The organism is Tumidithrix elongata BACA0141, from assembly GCF_036349135.1.
Classification (GTDB): Bacteria; Cyanobacteriota; Cyanobacteriia; order Pseudanabaenales; family Pseudanabaenaceae; genus Tumidithrix; species Tumidithrix elongata.
On record NZ_JAZBJZ010000001.1, the window covers coordinates 113,338 to 134,601 of the forward strand.

A 21,264-nucleotide genomic window follows, 5' to 3' on the forward strand; every position below is an offset into this window, starting at 1 on the left:
TAAATTTTAAAGGTTGGATCCCCCCTGCCCTATCAGGCATCCTCCTTGAAAAAGGGGGACAAGTAAATCCCGCCACCCTTGAAAAAGGGTGGCGGGGGGATCCTTGGGATGTCTAGCGTTTCAGGCTTTCTTATCCCAAACGGATGTTAATTACTAAATAATGCTGCTGGTCAGATATTTGTACAAGACAGTGAAAATCTGGCTGAAGGTTTGCCAGTTGCCTATTCCCTGTAATTTTGAGAGATAAAGCCTTCCGCAAGCTGAGTAGTCAGATAGTTGGGTCTGACTACTCGGTAATAGGCTTAGGGACGGCTTGCAGAAGGCGTTTGAGGGTTTTGGACTTTCGCGTTTAGAACTTCAACGGCTTTTGCAAATTGAGGATCGGAGAGCGTGCCGATCAGTTCGCGATCGCCACTTAAGCGTTCTCGATCTGCTTTGCTTAGCTCTAACACGTAGTCTGGCTTAATTCCAGAGTGGTTGATGTCCGTGCCATTGGGTGTGTAATACTTGGCGATCGTGACTGCCATCCCCGAGCCATCGCTGAGGGAATGGACAGACTGCACCAAGCCCTTGCCAAAGGTTTGCGTTCCTACGAGAACTGCACGTTTGTTGTCTTGCAATGCGCCAGACAAAATTTCGCTAGCACTAGCCGAACCACCATCCACCAAAACCACGAGTGGTTTATCAGTGAGGGATTGATGATTTGCCGTCAACCTTTCGCTTTCACCTTTACGGTCAATGGTCGAGACGATTGTGGCATTGTCTAGCCACATACGGGCAATCTCAGCACTGGAGTAAAGTAAACCACCTGGGTTAGAACGCAGGTCTAAAATGTAACCCGTCACGCTTTGATTGGCTTGTTGCTGAATTGCCTTACGCATATCGCTGGCAGCATTGGCATTAAACTGTCTGAGACGAATGTAGCCAACCTTGCCAATCGGCGTGTCTCGCACTTCTGCGACAACTGGGTGAATTTCAATCTTGGCGCGTTGTAGTTCTACATCAAACTGACGTTCGCCCCGCTTAATTCCTAAGGTAACCTTACTACCCGCAGGCCCGCGAATCAGGGATACTGCCTTATTGATATCCATGCCTTCGGTGCTTTGACCTGCGATCGATACCACAATGTCCTTAGACATAACACCTGCCTTAGCCGCAGGAGAGTCTTCGATGGGTGAAACGACGATCAACTGTTTCGTTGCTTCGTCCATGCCTAGCTGAATCCCTACCCCCGTAAGTTCGCCAGAGGTGTCAATTTGCATGCTCTTAAACTGCTCTGGATCCATAAAGCGCGTGTAGGGATCGTCCAGCAATTTGAGCATTTCCCGCACAGCCCGATATGCTTCAGCTTTAGAAGCATAATCGCGGTTTTCCACAAACTGCTTTCTGACTTGTCGCCAGTCAACTTTGTTAAATGTACCGTCAACGTAGTCCCGATTGATAATCTGCCACACCTCATCCACGACTTCTTTGGGACTATCTCGAAATGCCGCTATACTGGGGTTTGCTAACTGAAAGCCTACGACTGCAACTGCTGCTGCTAATGCTGCTGTTGTACTGAGCACAAGTCCACGTTTTGCCATGACTATTTCTTGGGTGGTTAAGAGATTAACGCAGTGTGTATGAGGATAATAGTGTACTTTAGCACAGGTTTATCGGTGGTGAGGGCTGCGTAATACTTACTTAAAAAACAACTTAAAAACACTCCTTTAGGTGGATGGGAACACCTTCATAAATCCATCGTCTACTTTTGGATTAGTGGTTTTAAAAAGGTAAGGCGATGAACGTAGAGCTAAGAATCATTAAGGATTTAGGGTAGTTTATGCCGATCGAACATGAGCAAATAAATTTTGAACGCGAGCTATCCCGTTAGCGGCTGTATTTAAATTTCTTGTGCCATTTTTCCCTATTAGAATCCCTAAGTTTGTGATACTAAGATACTAATGAGAGATGAGGTAATGAGCTAAGTATGAAAATTCGCTCAAGATATAGCGCTCCCTCAGGGGCAGAAATCAATATCACAGCCTTATTGGATGTGGTGTTTTCGATCTTGGCGTTTTTTGTAATGATTTCGGCAGGTTTGGCAACACCCTCACGGGTTGGGGTCGATCTACCCGTGGCAAATAATAGTAGTGCCGCAAGCACAGGGGCAGATAATACCCAGTCTCAACAGAATATGTTGATTGTGACGCTAGATAATATGGGACGTACATTGGTGGATGGCAATGTCTTAGATGCCGCTGCCCTAGAGCAAGTTGTAAGATTACATATAGCCAAATATCCTCAAGGATTGATCGTGATGAGTGCTGAAGATAAAAATGTGACTTATCAACAGGTAGTCAATCGACTGGCCGATCTTCGTCGTATAGCAGGCGATCGCGTCGCGATCGCCACTTCGCGTTCGTAAAGCACAAATTTAAAGATATGAAACCACCTTCCAAATTTCCATTTCAAATACCTAAGGATGTCCCCCCCGCATCTGAAGACTTGACGTCTGGCAATTCACCAACCGAGCCATCTAGTACGACAGTATTGAAAGTATCTAAATTTCCTAAATTCCCTCAATTCTCCAAATTCTCAGTACGGGAAACCAGTGGTAAAGTTGGTAGCTCGCTCGCAGATCTAATTTCCAAAAACCTCTTTTGGTTCCTCATCCTCGTCTCTGCGGGAATTCATACGGCATTTTTGTTGCTTGCCCCTAACCCGATCAAAAAGGTAGAAAAGCCAAAGGAAACCGAAGTGATTTCTACAATTCCTGTGGTAAATCTTCCTGCTAAGACACCTCTTTCTACAAGCTCTAAGCCAGATCCAAAATTTCCTTTTGGATTTAATCCTCTTACATCTCGTCCTTCTACGTCTTCTCCTTTTACTACCAATCCCTTAATCAACTTTAATACATCCTCCGATCCATTTCCGTTCCCATTATCTACAGTTCCACTCACACCTGATGACGCTTTGCCTGTAGAAACGAGAACTGAGCCAAGGGAAACCCGTAGACCTTTAACCACCGTTCCAGACGAAAATGATCCTCCCATTGACAACACGAAAAAACCTGTAAAGCCGACACCAAAGGAGAACAACCTCAAGCCAGAATTTAAAGGGAATGATGTACTTGGTGCGGGTACTCCAGTAACTCCTTCTACAAATCCTGCCAATACGGGACAAACTACTACTTTTAAGAATGAGAGAGTATTAACCGATCTAACAATTGTGACCGTTATCAGTAAGATCGGAGGCTCCAACATCATGTTTACGGAGATTGCACCTAGCTCCGCCAATATTTCAGCGGCAAAAGTCGAGAAAGGTGTCATGTGGATTCCACCTAAAACTGCTGAGGTGAATGGGAAGCAGGGTACGGCTGAGGTTGCGCTTTTGGTTGCGCCCAATGGCAAGGTTGAAGATATCTTCTTTAAGCCCAGTAAAGTTGCTGAGATTGATAAAGTCGTGCGAGAAACGGTAAGTGGATACTACGACAAATTTCAGCCGATTAAGGAAGAAGAACACAAGGGCAAGTACCGCTATGTCACAATTAAATTTTCTTTTCCCTAAGTCAATGAAGATTTAAGCATTCTTTGGATATAGGAATTTCGGGAGCACATGGGTTAATTTGCTGCTACCTGAAAGGGTGTTACCCGCCACAGTTGCTCTAGGCGAGTGGCTGGCATGGTCAGATAAAGAATGTCTCCAGCCCCGAGAACGGCTTCGAGGAGGTTCCATCCATGCAAACTTTGCGAATTCGTTTCCACGTAAAGCGGCACAAAGTCAGATAACATCGCTGCCTCTTTGACCAACTTGCCACAAAAGGGATGATTGGGGGTGATCAGGGTCGCCAAAGCCACCCATAAACTATCCGATACAATGCCATTGCCTAAAATTCTGCCACCCAATGCTGAGGCAGCAAAGGCAGGCGCGGCAATTTCAGGTGGACTCAAGACCGCTTCAAACTCAAATACCTGCTGCGCCATGCGGGCATGGTCGGGATCTTCGTAGCGCACGACGACGCGGCATCTTGGCGCTAGTCCCTTGGCATTGAGGGCTATTTCTAAATTAGCCGTATCGTTACTAGTGACCGCCAACAGACATTCAGCATTCTCTAAATTGGCGGTTTTTAGTGCCACGGGTAGGCTGGCATCGCCATGAATGACAGGAATGCCCAGCGATCGCACCGTATCTAAAAATCGATTGGCAGTGTCGCGTTCGATAATTAAAACTTCATAGCCATAGCCTAGCAATTGCGTGGCAATTTGGACACCAATGCTACCCAAACCACAGATGATGAAGTGTCCGCGTTGGGGAATTCTCGCGGCATCTAAAACCTGCCGCAGGCGCGTACCTAAGATAAAGTCATTGAGCAGGGCATACCAAATCCCAATTACCCCCGTTCCCACAATGGTCATCACGATCGTAAAGATTTTGATGCTATCGGGAGAATTGACCAGCACTTTGTCATTTCCCCCAGCCCCCGTAACCATTCCCACCGAAAAAGAAAGGGCATCGACCAGCGAAACATCCATTTGAAAGCTGGTATAAACCATGGTTGCCGAGAAAATCGTCAGCAATAGCGCCAGTGCCACCAAAAGAATGGAGCGGCTGTGCTGCTGAAAATGCTTGAAACTGGTTAGCAGTTTGCTTATGCGCTGGAATAGAGACTTTGAGTCACTTCTGACACTGGGTTGCGTGCCAATCAAGAGGCGATCGCCCAAACGCAGATGTCGCCCATGCACTACGGCGGTGACCAAATCGACGGAATCATCGATGGGCAAATAGTAGATCAACATGCGCGTGCGATCTTCCCACAATTCTGAAAGTTTCTTGCCGCGCCAAGGATGGCGTTCGTCAATATATTCTTCGTGAATCGGCCAGGTTTGATTGAATAGACGCAATTGCCCAATGGCTTCGCTGCCGATCGCACTAAATGTAAATACAGGTGCTGCTAAGGCTGCCACGCTCATGGTCAAGTGGTCGGGCAGGGTTAAATCGAGCCGCACTCCCAAACTGGTATTAAATAGACGGTTGATAATGCGGACATGGGGATTTAGCACCCTTGCCTGCATCAAAATAGTGAGATTGAGGGCTTCATCGGATGAGGCTAAAATCAGGGTTTGTGCATCTCGAATGCCCGCAGCAAGTAGGGTTTCGGCTGCTTGCAATTCCCCAACCACGATCTCAGCATCCGCATTACGAATCGGGCGATCGTTAATTCCGACAACAAAGGCTCCCTGACGTTGGAGCAAGGTAAGAATTTTAAAGCCCGTGCGCTCTAAGCCACAGACAATGATTCGTGGTTTCATGTTTAGGTAACTTCCGCAGCGTAATCCTAAAACTGGTCTATTTTTTATTGTGCGGGAATGCGATCGCGAGGAATGTAGCTGAAAGCACTAGAGCTGGATGAATTCTCGATCGCTTTACGCTAACCTTGAGTAATATAAATTCTGTTCGATCGATTCCGCGAACAGTCAGAATCAACACCCATAAAAAGCTGTAACCTTTAGCCCCAATTGACGCATGAGTAGCGACAAATCAGCCAAGCCCCGCATTGTCTATCAGGAATTTGGTTCTGCCAGCCAAGAGCAGGCATTTGAACGCCCCGCCCAAGAGTTGCCACCCAAAGAGCAAAATTTGCGCGTTCAGGCTTCGCGTAAGGGACGCAAAGGCAAAACCGTCACCACGATCTCAGGATTTCAGGTAAAGCCCGAAACCTTAAATGCGCTGATGAAACAACTCAAGGCGCAGTGCGGCGCAGGTGGCACGATTAAGGACAATGAAATTGAAATTCAAGGCGATCACGCCCCTAAGATTCAGAAGATTTTGCTCGACCTAGGCTACAAAGCCAAAATCAGTGGCGGCTAAATTTGGCATGTGTCAGTTAGAGAACTAGCACAAGCGATCGCCTACCCAAGTAAATTGTCTCCGATACTGACGAAAGCGTTAACAAAGTTAGATCAGCCATGAAGATTACAACAAATCACTTTTTGCCTTTGGTGACCTTGGTGATTATTTTAAGCGGTTGGGTGGGGCTCATGGAGTGGCACATCGGCAGCAAATCCTGTGGGGCAGATTTCGATACTTCTAAAATTTGCAAAGAGGGCGTGAATGTGGCAATTCCCTTGGGAGTTTCCGTCGCGATCGCGTTGGATGTTCTCGTACTCAAGGCTGCCAATTCTAAAGACCCTTCCTAATCTGCTATCAATCTGCTAGTTTAATTTGCGGGTTTAATTTGCGGGTTTATAGAAAGTGCGTTTGACCACCCGTGCAGGATATGCTTGATTTCTAATTTGCACTTGCAACGATTGTCCGAGTTTTGCTAATGCCGTAGGCACATAGCCCAAAGCGATCGCTTTTCCCAAGGTTGGTGACATGGTTCCACTCGTTACAATGCCAACCGTCTCACCGTCATAGCAAATGGGGTAATCGTGACGGGCAATATTCCGACCTTCCATTTCCAATGCCACCAGTTTGCGCTGTATACCCGAGGCTTTTTGCTGTTCCAGAGGCGATCGCCCGATAAAGTCTCCCTTCTCTGCCAAATGTACGACCCAGCCCAAATCGGCTTCTAAGGGCGTAGTTGAGTCATTCATATCTTGACCGTACAGGTGCATACCTGCCTCTAAACGCAGGGTATCACGACAGCCTAAACCGCAGGGAACCACGCCCAGATCGAGCAGTTTTTGCCATAGTAGTCGCCCCGTCGCAATATCGGTCATGATTTCACAGCCATCCTCACCCGTATAACCAGTCCGCGCTACAAAGCTAGGCGTACCTAAGACATGGGCTTGCCGATGCCCAAATCGTTTGAGTTGACTCAGATCCTCTGCGATCAGGGGTTGCAAGGTGGTAAGTGCTTGAGGCCCTTGAATTGCCAAAAGTATCTGTTCGTTGGAATTATCGAAGAATTGGATAGCGGCGCGATCGCTACCCAAATGATTCAAGTGGTTCTCAATCCAAGTTTTGTCTTTGGTTGTGGTAGAAGCATTCACAATCACCGACCAATGTTCTGACTTGCCAGCAGAATTCTCTATGTCAGCATGACGATAGAAAATCACATCGTCGATGATGCCAGCTTCTGGATTTAACAAAACCGTATACTGGGCTTGACCTGCTTGCAATCGCGCCAAATTGGAAGGAACGATCTGCTGCAAAGCTTTTAATACGCCCTCTCCAATCAGGGTGAATTTTCCCATATGCGATACGTCAAATATTCCCACTCCCGATCGCACGGCTTGATGTTCTGCAACAATTCCCTTGTATTGTACGGGCATTGACCAACCACCAAATTCGACAATACGCGCTCCTGCGGCTAAATGCAGGTCATATAAAGGCATTTGCTTGAGTGGAGTGGTTGGAATAGCAGTCATGATTATTTTTTGAAGTCCTTACTGTAAATTTTAGCGGTCGGCGATCGTCGCTTGCGTTCGCGGCTGAATTCGAGTTGCCCAATCGGATAGCTTCGATTGCAGCAACTCTCGACGCAATGGCTTACTGAGATAGTCATCCATACCTGCGGCTAGACAGCGATCGCAGTCTTCCTTTAAGGCATTGGCAGTCATCGCAATAATTACGGTTCGATGTTGTGTAGGATTTGCATTTTCCCACCGACGAATTTCATGGGTGGTGGCATAGCCATCCAAAAGTGGCATTTGACAATCCATAAAAACAATATCGAAGGTTCTGATTTTCATGACTTCAAGCACCTCAACGCCATTATTGACCACCTCGGTAACATAACCCATCTGCTCGAGATGCTTGAGGGCTACCTTTTGATTGACCAGATTATCTTCAGCGATCAGAATCCTCAAATCAGAAGCGTTGCGATCTTGGGGAAGTAAAGAGGAAGTTTTCCTAGATTGTGCGTATAGACTTTCTGGAATTGTGGAGTCAAGAGGTATTTCCCAAGCATCGGCGATCGCTTGCATCAAACGCGAGAATTTGAGTGGCTTGACCAAATAGCCATTAAAGCCTGCATTTAAAGCTTCCGAAACAAGATGGCGTTGATTGGTGTGAATCATCAAAATCAGTGGTAAATTCGCAAGAATGGGAATGGAAAGAATTTGACGACTCAGCGCAATTCCATCCGTTGGTTCCATCTTGAAGTCGATTAAAATGCCGTCATAGCCAAGTTGACTCGTAAGGCGATCTGACCCATCAGTTTTCAGAAGCAATTCCCAAGCTGATGTGGCACTATCAGTTGCTTGCACCGCAATTCCTAATTGTGTCAACTGTTCAAAAATCGCCCTGCGACTATTGGCATTTTGATCGATAAGTAGTAGCGATCGCCCTTTAAATTGTTCCGTTTTAGTGTCATGACGACCCTCACCCTTAGCTGGTTGTAGCAAGAAAGGAACTTTAAACCAAAACTGCGAACCGCGATCGTTTAAAATCGGACTTTCTAGCCCAATCCTTCCTGACATCAACGTAACGAGTTGCTTGGAAATCGCCAAGCCCAAACCGGTGCCACCATATTTACGGGTTGTGGAAGGATCGACTTGAGAGAAGGAGGTAAATAGCTTGTTTTGATGCTGTTTGGCTATGCCAATACCTGTATCTGTTACCGAAAACAGAAGTTCGCAACCTGATTCCTGACCTTCACCCCGATCTGACTCACGGGCTAGAGGAAGATCTGCATTAGATACTTCTATGGAGAGGATAACTTCACCTTGAGCTGTAAATTTGATCGCATTGCTAACTAGATTTGTGAGAATTTGACGCAAACGACCGACATCACCACGCAAATAGATCGGAACCTGTCTCTCGATCAAGGTATTGATTTCCAGTCCTTTTTTATGGGCCTGTGGAGCTAGCAGTTCCATCACATCTTCAACGCACTTAATCAGGTTGAAATCAATGACTTCTAGCTGCATTTCCCCTGCTTCGAGTTTTGAGAAATCGAGGATTTCATTAATTAGACTCAGGAGAAAATCCCCACTCATACGAATGCTTTCAACATAGTCTCTTTGTTCGGAGGTCAAAGTCGTTTCTAAGAGCAGGTCGGTCATGCCCAAGACCCCATTCATGGGCGTCCGAATCTCATGACTCATGTTTGCTAAAAAGATGCCTTTGGCTTGGGCAGATTGTTCGGCCTGCTGGCGCGCCAAATTGAGTTCATTTTCTGTGCGTTTTAGTTCAGTGATATCTCGCCCCACATAAACATAGTTAAAGATGCCTTCTTGATCGGTCTTAATGATCGAGCAGGAAAAGGAAACTAAAATATCAGTACTATCTTTGGTTTGGCAGATTGTTTCTGTACTTTCGAGAAAATGTTTGTCGGTGAGGGCCTGTTGTTGATGGACTCGTTCCAGAAATTTGGTGTCGAGGATAAGTTGCGCGATCGCCAGATCTTGCAATTCCTCTCGGCTGTAACCAAATAGCTCTTGGGCTGCTTGATTAAAGGTTTTGATTTTGCCCGTGGTGGTGGTAACCAAAAGGGCATCAGCCATCGAACCAATAATCTTATCAATATAGTCATTGGTTGTGGCTAGTGTATGAGATAGCAACTCCGCTTCGTTGGCTCGATGTACCAACTTTTGCGTCATGTTCATCTTTTCTGATACATCTTCGAACCAGATCAGAATGGTCTGATTTTCTTCGGTATCAAAGGCACTCAGAATATAAATATCAAAATAGATGGGTTCACCTTTGACTTGGGCGCGATTAATGCTTTTTAGTTCAAAACCAGATCGTTCTCCTTGCCAAATTTCATCAAGGATGCGCTCAAGTCCAATCAATTCTGGGAAACAAAGCCTGACATCCTGTCCGATCGCCACCTTAATAATGAGCCCAGCAAATCTTTGGACGCCGTAGGATTCTTCAACAATCACTAAATTTCGATTCACCACAAGGTATGACCTTTGTGGTGGTACTAAAAGCTTTTTGAGAAGACTCGACTGTTTCATTACCTATAGGTTACCCATGCATTGCTGCGCGATCGCTGTTAAGAACTCTTATCTTTTACTACTTATATCTTATTTGACAAATTGCCTTCCCCTTGCTTCTTGTCTATTTTTTGCCTGTTTCTTATCTATTTTTTATCCGTTTCTTATTTATTTTTTACCTATCAACCAATAGGTCTTGATATCCCCTTTCCCTTTAATCCGCACCATACCACGCTCTTGCAAAATATATCGCTCCTTTAAGCGCTCATAGGTGGTATCTGTAACTTGAATTTTTCGTGGCTTACCTTGGGATTCCATTCGACTAGCAATATTGACCGTATTACCCCAGAGATCGTAAATGAATTTTTTGATCCCAATTACCCCCGCAATTACAGGGCCAGTATGGATACCGATGCGCATACTAAACGGAATGCCTGCCAGTTGAAACTGCGCGATCGCCCCCTGCATATCTAAAGCCATATCTGCGATCGCTTCGGCGTGATCGATTTTTGGCATTGGTACTCCCCCCACCACCATATAGGCATCTCCGATGGTTTTGATTTTTTCTAACCCATGTTTTTCGGTAAGGCGATCGAAAACAGAAAAGATGTGGTTGAGCAAGTCTATCAGGGATGTTGGGTTGAGTGTTGCAGCAATTTGGGTAAAGCCGACAATATCGGCAAATAGAACGGTGGTATCTGCAAAATGTTGGGCAATTACAGCTTCACTGGGGTTGATATTTGTATTGGCATCTAATTGTTTTAATTGCGCCACAATTGGTGCTGGCAAGATATTTAGTAGCAAGCGTTCTGTATTTTTTTTCTCTTGGTTTAAAAGTGCCTCAATTTTTAAACGCGGGGTGATATCTCGAAAAATCACCAAGACCGCCATGGGCTTACCTTCACTGAACTTACAATTAATTGTGCCTTCAGCCCAGATCTTTTGATTATCTTTAGCACACAATACCGCCACAATTTGTTCAATGCTCTCCCCCGCAAGAACAGCATCAAAATTCTCTCGAAATTCTGTTTGGCAGTCAGGATGGATAATTTCAAAAATAGAGGAAGGAGTGGCATCCTCTAGGGTGTAACCCAATGTATCTCGCCATGCATGATTGATATAGACAAACTGCCCTTCAGAGGTGACCCACTGGATCAGATCGCTCGTATTTTCAAACATAAGATCGATCACGCTTTCAAACAAGACGCGATAAAGCTCTTCATTTTCTAAAAGTTTGACTTCGCGATATTTGCGATCGGTAATATCCCGACCGATATAGATCCAAGTTGGCGAGCTATCTGGTTCTACAAAAAAGACCGTGCGAGAAAACGAAATCAATAGGCATTCACCGTCTTTTCTGCGGCAAACAGCCTCCATTCTTTGGGTTTGCTCTCGGTCGAGAATCAATAGCTTGGGATCGTTACTCAATAAGGATAATGACTGGTTGACTAGCTCCTCGGATGTGTAGCCAAATAGACTTTGAGCGGATTGATTGACGGTTTTAATCTTGCCAGAGGGCGTAACAAGCAACAAAGCCTCTGCCATAGAGGCAATGACTTGATCGATATAGTGACTGGAAGTATCTAAAGCCCCTGCCAGTAGATGCATTTCATTGAGGCTCTGAACGAGTGCTTGTTCGAGCGCCATCTTATCGGTAACTTCTTCGACAAACACCACAAGGCAATCTGAGAGATCGGCAATTTTATTGATATAGATATCGATATAAATGGGTGAATTGATTCTAGGAATCTCGAAATTTTCAGAATCTAAGGAACTGTTAAAATCTTGGTTAAGGTTTGGTTGTTGATGCACATCCCGATTCTCTAAAATACGGGTCACGGCTTTCAACTCGAAATTCGCGCGATCGCCTGCAACAATCGCCATCAAAATTTCTTCGTAGCCAAACAGTTCAGGAAAAGCCAATCGGATATCTTGACCAACCTCAATATCTTCCTCAAACTCGACAAAGCGGGCGATCGCTACCGAAGCAAATTGAATCACCAAGTTCTGATCTACGATGAGGTACTCAATATGATGAGGTAGAAGCAGTTTGGTGGCTGTGGAGTTCATTCAGGTTGAACCATACTATGGGCAAGCTTATGGAAAATTTGATCGACGCCATCACCTAGCTTGGCAGAAGTCGCCTGTACCCCTAACACCCGATTTTGCTCGGGAAACTGATAAATTTCTAAAAGTTTGGCTAATTTCTCAGGTTCTACCAAATCAGCTTTGTTGAGTGCCACGATCGCGTAACCTTTGGGGTTCACCGATAAAAACAATTTAATATGTTGCGATAAATTTGAGAGAGTTTCAGGACGAGTGACATCGGCAACAATTAACGCACCCTTTGAACCCTGTAGATAACTAGGTGCGATCGCCTTAAATTTTGTACTTCCTTCAATATCCCAGATCAGTACTTGCAGATTTAACTGATCTTGCTGATTGGGATTAGATAATTCAAGCATTTTGCGCGAAATTTTGACTCCCACCGTCGAAAGATATTGATCGCTAAAGGAGCGATCGACAAATCTGCAGATTAAGCTGGTTTTACCCACACCAAAGTCACCAATCATGCACATTTTTTTCGAGATGGTTGACATAAATTCAGCTTAAATAGCCCTCAAATGTGAAATATTGCAACCCTAGCAGTATATCGAGATTATGGCGCTCATAATCAGGTCTAAGCATTGTACCCGATGACAAAAGAGGCTTTTCGGCTCCGCTCGCCGCTCTTTACCTAGTGAAAGCCTAGCGTACAGATAGGACAGGCACAAATTCTACCCTCCTTGCCATCCACAGAGGTTCTTTAGGATCGGTGCTACTGAGATGATAGTCTAGCCCAATCACCTGTAGCCGTTTTCGATCTATGCCCCGTTGAACCAATGCATTATAGACCGATTGCCCTCGATCGCTGGCTAACTGCTGATTGGAAAATGGATCGCCGATGGGATCGCTTCTACCCAAAATCTTAAGGTTATAGCTGGGATACCGCTCTAAAAAGGCAGTAACCTCCAAGATTCTTACCGTGTCTTCTGGGCGCAAATCAGCCAACCCTGTATAGAAATAAATGCGTGTTGTCAGCTCGGGTGGCTGGATGGTAACCGTGTTGGTAATGTATTTCACCCCAGGGATCTGCGCTAGGGCTTGGGTGATCCGATCGGCGATCGCGGGTTCGGTCACTTTGCCTGTAATCGTAATCTTGTCCACTTTAAAGCTGGTCGCGATCGCGGTTCCCGCTGTCTGATTTAAAAGCGCCGTAACCCGCTGTACCTCTGCAGCGGCAAGTACGGGGTCGGGGGGAACATCGACCGCAAAAATCTGATTATCAATCGTTAATTGGGGATTTTCAGCGAGGATGACTCGTTGGGTTACTTGGGCGGCGCGATCGCGCAGATATTGATTGGGCAATTGTCCTGAGAGTTGTAGCCGCTCTCCATTGGCAGCCACATTTAAGCGATAGACCGCCAACTCTGGAGTGGAAGCGATCGCATTCGTAGTTTTTGCCTCAAGGCGGCGATCGACACCATTGCGATATTGATAAAAGCCCCAAGGCACAAGGATTAGCCCTAGTACTACGAAACCAACAATCAATAAACCTCGATTGGATTTTGTCGATTTCTCGGGATCGGGCTTGTCGAGTAAGGGTTGTAACAGTTTATACACTGCCGATGGAATGGTACTGGAATCGCCATCAAACTGCTCGATCCACTTATCATGTTTCTGAATCAACTCTGAAAGCGTGTTGCGTATTTTTAAGATAAACTTCTTATCGGGTTCCCCTTGAATTACCACTGCCAAATAGCAATATCCCGCCACTTCTAAAACAATTTTGGAACCGCCATAGTCAATCTCATCTAATTCCGAAACATTACCCGAGCGAGCAATACAGTCATTTACAAAGGTGCGAATTGCCGTTAACATCCCTGCGACCATGTCTGACTCTAAAGCTGGGAATTCAGGGTCGTCGCTCCTTTTCTGTAGATCGACCATCACCAAACCAGAATCTTTCTGAATTAAGAACACAGCCTGCACTTCATAGGGCATCGACTCTTTGAGAATTAACTCGGCTTCAGATACCCCTTGCATCTTGGCTCGCATCTTGCGTTGCATGCCTTCTAGACTAAAGGTTCTCTCAACACGCTCGTTGATCGCACGAATCGCTTCCGACAGATACTTGCTGATCGTGTTCCCAATCACAGGATAGAGGGCATCAACCATGGCATCACGCTCTAATAAAATCTGCTGTTTAATTGCCGCTCCCATCTCAGGTGCAAGCGCATTGGCAATCACATCTTTATCGAGACGAATTTGTTCTTGAATGGCAGCACCAATTTCAGGGCCGATCGCTTTGGCAATTTCTTTGGGAGAGTTTTGAATCTGTTGGGAGATGGCAGCGGGAATAATTTCAGCCAAGGCATTACTCATGGCAACCTTATCCTCCTGCGTGCGTTGATGAATCACGCTATCAATGATCGGTACGATCGCCTGGCTGATATCCTCTTTAGACTCTGATATTTTACGGTTAAGCAGTTCGACAATTACTGGCATTAACAAATTTACAAGTTGTTCGGGCTCGTAGAGATTTTGCTCGACCTCCATCAATCGCTGTCTGAGATTGGCTAGCTCTGTGGGAAAGTTGGTTAACAAGTTTGTTTGCTGACTTGCCATCTCTGCCATTTTTCTCTGCATATCCCCAATCTCTGAGGTGTCGCTCATCTGGGTTTCCAGTTCTTTGAGCTTGAGTTCTAAGGCGGGGTCATTCACCTGATGTTCTAGGGTCGTTAACTTCAGTTCTACCGTTTCCAAAAAGTTGCGAACTTGAACCAATTCGGGCTCGACTAAAATATTCTGTAGAACCTGTAGCTGAGCAGTCTCATCAGCCGCCTTAGGTTTCTCAGGTGGGATAGAAGTATCTTCTGGCTTTTTCGTACTATCCAAGCCATTGAGATCGCCTAATAATTTGGATAGGTGACGAAATGTGCCTAAGTCTGATTCGGGTGAAATGTTAGACTGGGTCTCCAACTGAGGGATCTGAACGGGCTTTTGAGGTACTTCCGTTGGGCTTGTCAAATCAGCGGGAATCTTTTCTGGTTGAATGCTGGGGATTTCAAGGAATTTGATATCATCCAACAAGCTTGGTATGGCAGGGGATGCATCGCTATCTAGCTTGGCATTCTGAAGCTTCTCAAGAAATGAGGAGTCTGATTGCACGGGCATCGCCAAGATTTTTTTAATGCGATCGCGGTAGGAATTTTGCTCTGCCACCATGGGAGCCGCAGGGATTTCTGACCTGCGATCGCGTTGCCCATTGCCGTTAGAATGCCCAGTATCCCTTTGCTCTAAATCCCCTTGCTCTAAGTTTCTTCGCTCTAAATCCCTCTGCTCTGAATCCCTTTGTTCTGAATCCCTTCGCTCTGATGTTTTGCGCGGTGGTGGTTCAGAGCTTTGAAGATCGTCGCGCCCGAAATCGTTCGCTGTTAGTTTGGAAACCCGAGAGGATGCCGCACTAGGAGATTCTCTCAAGCGATCGCGTTGGTAATCCTGCCCATTGCCGCTAGCATTCCTCGTATTGCTTGGCGCTGAAGTTCTGAGGTTCTGTTCGGCTTTCTGAATGGGTGCTAAATCATCACTTATGCCAAGCTTAGAAAGACGAGAGGAGTTTGTGTTAGGAACTTCTCTCAGGCGATCGCGCCTGTAATCCTGTCCGTTGCCGTTAGAGTCCCCACTATTGCTTTGTTCGGAGAAGTTGGACTTGGAGTGCTCGGCGTTTGAGGTTTCGGAGTTTTGGGGTATAGATCGGGAGATTTTGGAGTTGGGAAGTCTGGCGTTTGGGTTTTCGGAGTTGGGGAGGGTGGTTTTCTGAATTTCCGCAGCAGCTTTTTCTCTTTTAGCGCGATCGATGATGCTGAGATCTGCCAATAAACGTAGCAAGTTCTCTAAAGAGTCAAGCGAGTCAGGATCTTGTTGGGCATCTGACTCAAATGTTTTGTTTGGAAACTCTTTTGTCATTGGCTATGACACTAGTTCGTTAAAGATCAAGATTACAGGAATCTCACTTATTAAGATAGGGGCAACCGATAGATCGCCCCTAAACTATGATGCTATGTAAAAATCGCCCAAATCCCGAATGGTCGGAAATTTAGGCTTTTGTGGTTCGGGTTGAGCGGCTAGGAGTTTTGCTCGGCGTGCTAGCAGGAGCAGTTGTACTCGTAGCGCTATCTGAACCCAAACTACTACGCTTAGGTGCAGGTGCAGATTCAGGTAGTGCGAGATCCTCATAGTCAAGTTCGGCTGCTTCCTTGAGTTCGGGTACAAATTCTGTTCCCTTGAGCCTCATGCCCAGTTCAAACAGAATCTCTGCCATATCATCCTTGGAAACCTTAACCTCTTTGAGCATTGAGAAGTGTCTGTCGAGTTCTTCAAACACATGGGCTCTCAATTCTCGAATATCTTCTTGCAGTCGATCGCGCGTGTCCGTGAGTTCTTCGCGGAGGGCATTCTTTTGGGTTTCAACTGCTTCATCAAGAGCTTCAATGCCATTGGTAAATTTACGATTTACCCGATCGATCTGCTGGCGCAGATCGGCACTTTCCTCTTGGGTTGCTGCGGAAATTACCTTTAGCCGTTTATCAATCGAGTCCACTGCGGATTTCAATTCGATAGAGAGGACATTTTTGACTTCATTGATGCGATCGCGCACTTCTTGTTGCATCGTGCCCAGATCGGACTCTAATTTATCGAGTCGGCTAGTATATTCGCGCAAATGTGCGCCAAAAATAATGTCTCGAATTTGATCGATATTACCCAGCCGCTCGCGTATCTCCTCTCTTGTAATTTCACCCATGCTTGTACCTCGCTTACACCTCTAAAACTATTTGGAAAATTTCTGCCGTTATTGTTAACTGTCCAACTCAAAATTTAACCAAAAAAAATTTAGGCAGAACCACCATCTTTTTGTGTGATTTTACCATAGCAAGTTTGTCTGCATTTAATTAGCTTGATTGTTTGCCTATCAATTACGGGTAAACTGAACATTGTGAGGGGGAAACATCAAATCCTAGTCTTGGGAAAGAAACAGTACAATCTCACAGAAATAGTTAAGATATTGGCAGCATCAGCACTAAATATAAGCGTGACATGCTCACAACTGTTGTTCCTAACCCTAAGCCCCTGCGCTGGCAAAGAGTAAAAAGTTCGCCCTTGGCGCGACAACGTGAAGTTTTCACGACGGCTTTCACATTTCTGTTTTTTATCTGGTGGGACAACCTCTGGCAAAATTCCTCTTCAGCTACGCGCAAGCGCCGTGCCAATTGGTTAGTATCTAACCTACTAGAGCTAGGTCCAACATTTATTAAAGTGGGGCAATCGCTTTCAACCCGTGTCGATCTCTTACCGCCTGAATATATCGAGGCATTGTCAGCACTACAAGACAATGTGCCCGCCTTTGGCGTGACCGAAGCGATTACGATTGTCGAAACTGAGCTAGGTAAGTCTATTCACACGATTTATCGAGATTTCGATCGCACCCCTCTGGCAGCGGCAAGCTTGGGGCAAGTGCATAAAGCAAGGTTGCACACGGGTGAAGATGTCGTGGTAAAGGTGCAACGTCCAGGGCTAAAGAAATTATTTGATTTAGATCTCCATGCGATCGGCAAACTATTAAAGGTGTTTCGCCGTTACTTTGCTTGGACGAGAAAATATCAGCTTGAAGGTATTTATTCCGAATTTTTCACCGTACTCTATCAAGAAATTGACTATACCCAAGAGGGCAAAAACGCCGATCGCTTCCGTCAAAACTTTAAGGGATACCCTCGCATCGTTGTTCCTCGTGTCTACTGGGAGTACAGCACCACACAAGTCCTCACGATGGAATACGTACCGGGGATTAAAGTTGACGATCGCCAAGCCCTAGAAGCCTGTGGACTTAATCCTAAGGAAATCAATCAATTGGGGATTTGCGCCTATCTCAAACAATTACTCCAAGATGGCTTTTTTCATGCCGATCCGCACCCAGGCAACTTGGCGGTCAGTCAGGATGGCAATCTGATTTTTTATGACTATGGCATGATGGCTGAAGTGCAATCCATGGACAAAGACCAGATGGTCAAGACCTTCTTTGCCGTGCTGAGAAAGGATAGCAATGAGGTGATCGATATGCTGACCAGCATGGGTTTGCTTGAAGCTGTGCCTGACATGAGTCCCGTCAAGCGCATGATGAAGTTTGTCTTAGATCGGTTTACCGAGCGTCCTGTGGATATCAAGGCATTCGAGCAGATGAAAAGCGAACTGGTTTCCATGTTTGAGCAGCAGCCTTTTCGGCTTCCAGCCAAAATGACCTACATTCTTAAGTCGCTGACCACCTTGGATGGCATTGCGCGAATTCTCGACCCAGAGTATAACTTGACCGCTGCGGCTCAACCTTTTGTACGCAGCCTAACCCTTGCCAAGGGGCAGGGAAATATGTTGGGTGAGCTAGCCAGACAGGCAAGAGACTTTATCACCTACAAGCTCAACCAGCCCAGCGCGACCGAAGTGTTTTTGCGTAAGTTGGAAGATCGCTTAGACCGAGGCGAACTCATGATTCAGGTGCGGTCTACGGAAAGCGATCGCACGCTCAAACGCATTCACCTCGCCGTCAAGAGCCTAATCTATGCCTGCTTGACGGGGTTTACACTCCTATCGGGGGCAGTCTTGTTGGTGGGTGCAGGTGGGGGCTATGTTAGCTGGGCGATCGCGGCGTTTATGCTATCAGGGTTATCTTTAATTGGTCTGTTGCGATCGCTAATTCAACTCTCGATTCGCGAAAAGCTCGATCGCATCGCCGAAAGGTAATCACGATTTTATACTTGATTGCGTATTGAACGCCTAGGCAAAGATCGTTCTCAGCCTTGCAGGCAGGCTTGCAGTTCGTGCAATAGCCCAATGAATTGATGCCTGTTATGGCTAGCGATCGCGCGATTTGCACCATTGCGTCTCAATTCGTCAAGTTTACGCGTGACATCGTTAATCAGAGTATCTTCTACCCCAATATCCTCCAATTGGACTGATACAGCGATGGTATTGCCTACCTCTCTCTGCTTACTGACAACAGCTTTTTGGAAATCAATCACATTCGAGTTATTTAGACTGACTTCCTTCGCATCAAATTCACTGGTGCGATCGGATTGTTCTCGAACCGCATAGGGTGAGAATCCCTGTTGCATAACCTGTCGCGATGACATTTGTTCCTGTAAAGCTTTCTGCGACTGTCTGCGTAAGATGACTTGAAGGTTACCTTTCTTGACCTTCTCTCCGAAACTCTTAGACAAAGTTCGCCACAACTGATAACCCACATCGCGAATGTAGGAGGCATCATAGCCGCAAATCTCAGCGATTTCGTGATAAGTTTTATCTTCTAAAGTATGACGAACCACAAGTTCTTGAATGGTATTCAAGCCTTTAGGTACGCCCCGATCGATCAAGACCAGCGCTTCTTCTATTTTCATTTGACGTTCTATGTAAATTGAACAAGAGACGAATTCATTGTTTCGGTGAATTCGGTTTTATCGATTGCATGTGTGAATGCGTCTCCAATATGCTTTTTTAGCCTTGACGTTTTTGCTTACTTTTACGTCCTTAGATTTTTAGCATTTGGGTAATCCCAAAAATCTATGAAACATAATTTGGCAGTGCTAAGCAGACATATTGATGTTTTCACGTACAACTTAATACCATAGTTTTTTGGATTTGCAACCCCAAGGCTTAAATTTTTTCAGTTTTTTGGGTATTATTCCGCCAAATACGCGATCGCGCCTCTATCGCGCCCCATCTGAGGATATTGCTTTCAGTTCAAAAAATAAACAACCATCCCAGACAAGACTAGACTAGACATGCTTCCTGAAAGAACGCTTAGATTTTACGAGATTTCTCAGGGACAAAATCAATATTGGCACAGCGATCGCAGACCAAGCGATCAGAAATAGGCTATTTTAATCTCTGTGTTTATACCCATTATTTATCTTGAGCTTTTCAAATGGCAGTAGATCTGAATCGCGTGCAACCCCCTCTCATTTACTATCCACCCAGTTTCGATCTCAATTTGCTGCGAGGGCTAAGATTTTTGCTGCCTATGTGGATACGGTGGAAATGTGGAATTTCCAAAATTGAATCCCGCAATATGGAACGTCTAGTTGAAGCGATGCAAACGTTTCAAGCAGGGAAAACGAGATATCTTTTCGCCTTCCGTCATCCCACCACAGACGATCACTTCAGCATGCTTTACCTTCTTTCCCATGGGATTCAGGCAAAAGCGAGAGGAATGGGGGTAAAGTTCGCTCAACCCGTACATTCCAATTTTGTTTACGATCGCGGCATTCCTCTCTGGGCGGGTGAAATTGTCAATTGGCTCTTCCCAAGACTGGGGGGGATTCCCATCTTTCGCGGCAAATTGGATCGGCAGGGGCTGCAAGCGATTCGCAAGCAAATGATTGATGGGAAATTCCCTATATCCATGGCACCCGAAGGTGGAACAAATGGGCAGAGCGAACTCGTCGGTCAACTAGAGCCAGGCATCGCCCAGATCGGATTTTGGGCAGCGGAAGACCTCGCAAAAGCAGGACGTTCTGAGACTGTGGTGATTCTACCGATTGGTTTGCAATACGAATATGCCGTTGCATCTTGGGAGAATATCGATCGCATGTTGATGCGAATCGAACAGGACTGTGGCATGGTTAAGCCTCCGATCGAGCATAAAGAACGCTACGAACGTCTCTACGCAGTCGGGCATTATCTTGTGAAATATGTGAGCGACCACTATCAAAAATTCTATCCGTCCCATGCTCCAGAAACCTCCATTTCCGAGGCTCAAGATCTAGGCGAACGCATTCAAATTGTGCTAGATCATATTTTGCGGGTATCAGAATCTCACTTTGCCATGCCTTCCAAAGGAACGATTACCGATCGCTGTCGTCGTTTAGAACAAGCAGGTTGGGATCGGATTTTTCGGGCTGATTTTAAAGACCTTAGTACTATCTCAACGCTAGAACGTGGATTTGCCGATCAACTGGCAAAGGAAGCGAATTCGAGTCAGTGGCATATGCGAATTGCCGAAAGTATTGTTTCGGTTACAGGGAACTACGTGTCTGAGCTACCTAGTGCGAGTCGCTATGCAGAAACTTTGTTACTAATTTGGCGAGCTTTAAGTCGGGTCAAAACTGAGACCTTTGGCAAAACTCCCTATTTGGGCGATCGCAAGCTGATTTTATCGATTGGAGAGCCGATCTCGATCAGCGATCGCTTTGCTACCTATCAATCAAGTCGCGTGGCAGCAAAAGCCTGTGTTAATCAGACCACGGAAGATTTACAGGCAGCTTTACAAGGCTTAGTCGAGCGATCGGTGGTGGCTTGATCGGATGAG

General features: G+C 45.8%; 15 protein-coding genes. 6 read left to right on the forward strand and 9 right to left on the reverse strand.

The features are described from left to right. Window positions 1-302 precede the first annotated feature (302 nt). Window positions 303-1,583 carry a carboxyl-terminal processing protease CtpC gene (gene ctpC / locus V2H45_RS00465; protein ID WP_330481632.1) on the reverse strand — a complete coding sequence of 427 codons (1,281 nt, stop codon included), beginning with the start codon at window positions 1,581-1,583 and terminating at the stop codon, window positions 303-305. A gap of 386 nt (window positions 1,584-1,969) precedes the next feature. Between ctpC and V2H45_RS00470 the strand changes: the two genes are divergently transcribed. Together V2H45_RS00470 and V2H45_RS00475 are read left to right on the forward strand one after the other, a co-directional pair. Then, complete coding sequence (locus V2H45_RS00470; protein ID WP_330481633.1) at window positions 1,970-2,407, forward strand: ExbD/TolR family protein; 438 nt, start codon at window positions 1,970-1,972, stop codon at window positions 2,405-2,407. A gap of 17 nt (window positions 2,408-2,424) precedes the next feature. Then, entirely contained in the window at window positions 2,425-3,549 is a 1,125-nt protein-coding gene (locus V2H45_RS00475; protein WP_330481634.1) for an energy transducer TonB, read from the forward strand. A gap of 53 nt (window positions 3,550-3,602) precedes the next feature. Here V2H45_RS00475 and V2H45_RS00480 read toward each other — a convergent pair whose 3' ends face one another. Further along, entirely contained in the window at window positions 3,603-5,291 is a 1,689-nt protein-coding gene (locus V2H45_RS00480) for an NAD-binding protein (protein ID WP_330481635.1), read from the reverse strand. Window positions 5,292-5,505: 214 nt separating this feature from the next. On the opposite strand from V2H45_RS00480, the gene V2H45_RS00485 reads away from it, so the two are divergent. Then, window positions 5,506-5,850, forward strand: coding sequence for a translation initiation factor (locus V2H45_RS00485; protein WP_330481636.1), 345 nt, complete (start codon window positions 5,506-5,508; stop codon window positions 5,848-5,850). A gap of 98 nt (window positions 5,851-5,948) precedes the next feature. Continuing rightward, a complete protein-coding gene (locus V2H45_RS00490) occupies window positions 5,949-6,179 on the forward strand; it encodes a hypothetical protein (RefSeq protein WP_330481637.1) in 231 nt (76 codons plus the stop codon). A gap of 33 nt (window positions 6,180-6,212) precedes the next feature. On the opposite strand, the gene gcvT is transcribed toward V2H45_RS00490, so the two are convergent. From gcvT to V2H45_RS00520, 6 genes are all read right to left on the reverse strand, one after another. After that, on the reverse strand, window positions 6,213-7,355 hold the full coding sequence (gene gcvT / locus V2H45_RS00495) for a glycine cleavage system aminomethyltransferase GcvT (protein WP_330481638.1): 1,143 nt from the start codon (window positions 7,353-7,355) through the stop codon (window positions 6,213-6,215). 30 nt (window positions 7,356-7,385) lie between these two features. Further along, a complete protein-coding gene (locus tag V2H45_RS00500) occupies window positions 7,386-9,890 on the reverse strand; it encodes a PAS domain-containing hybrid sensor histidine kinase/response regulator (protein WP_330481639.1) in 2,505 nt (834 codons plus the stop codon). Window positions 9,891-10,037: 147 nt separating this feature from the next. Beyond that, complete coding sequence (locus tag V2H45_RS00505) at window positions 10,038-11,939, reverse strand: adenylate/guanylate cyclase domain-containing protein (protein WP_330481640.1); 1,902 nt, start codon at window positions 11,937-11,939, stop codon at window positions 10,038-10,040. Continuing rightward, window positions 11,936-12,469 (reverse strand): Rab family GTPase, encoded by a 534-nt coding sequence (locus tag V2H45_RS00510; protein WP_330481641.1) that lies wholly within the window; start codon window positions 12,467-12,469, stop codon window positions 11,936-11,938. Before V2H45_RS00510 ends, V2H45_RS00505 begins: the two co-directional genes overlap by 4 nt. 148 nt (window positions 12,470-12,617) lie before the next feature. Further along, window positions 12,618-15,878: an OmpA family protein gene (locus V2H45_RS00515; protein WP_330481642.1), complete on the reverse strand. Its 3,261-nt coding sequence runs from the start codon at window positions 15,876-15,878 to the stop codon at window positions 12,618-12,620. A 130-nt stretch (window positions 15,879-16,008) separates the two neighbouring features. Next, window positions 16,009-16,713, reverse strand: coding sequence for a hypothetical protein (locus tag V2H45_RS00520; RefSeq protein ID WP_330481643.1), 705 nt, complete (start codon window positions 16,711-16,713; stop codon window positions 16,009-16,011). A 293-nt stretch (window positions 16,714-17,006) separates the two neighbouring features. On the opposite strand from V2H45_RS00520, the gene V2H45_RS00525 reads away from it, so the two are divergent. Then, entirely contained in the window at window positions 17,007-18,701 is a 1,695-nt protein-coding gene (locus V2H45_RS00525) for an ABC1 kinase family protein (RefSeq protein WP_330481644.1), read from the forward strand. A 50-nt stretch (window positions 18,702-18,751) separates the two neighbouring features. On the opposite strand, the gene V2H45_RS00530 is transcribed toward V2H45_RS00525, so the two are convergent. Continuing rightward, a complete protein-coding gene (locus tag V2H45_RS00530; protein ID WP_330481645.1) occupies window positions 18,752-19,354 on the reverse strand; it encodes a hypothetical protein in 603 nt (200 codons plus the stop codon). Window positions 19,355-19,881: 527 nt separating this feature from the next. Between V2H45_RS00530 and V2H45_RS00535 the strand changes: the two genes are divergently transcribed. Further along, window positions 19,882-21,255, forward strand: coding sequence for a 1-acyl-sn-glycerol-3-phosphate acyltransferase (locus V2H45_RS00535; protein WP_330481646.1), 1,374 nt, complete (start codon window positions 19,882-19,884; stop codon window positions 21,253-21,255). Window positions 21,256-21,264: the final 9 nt, after the last annotated feature.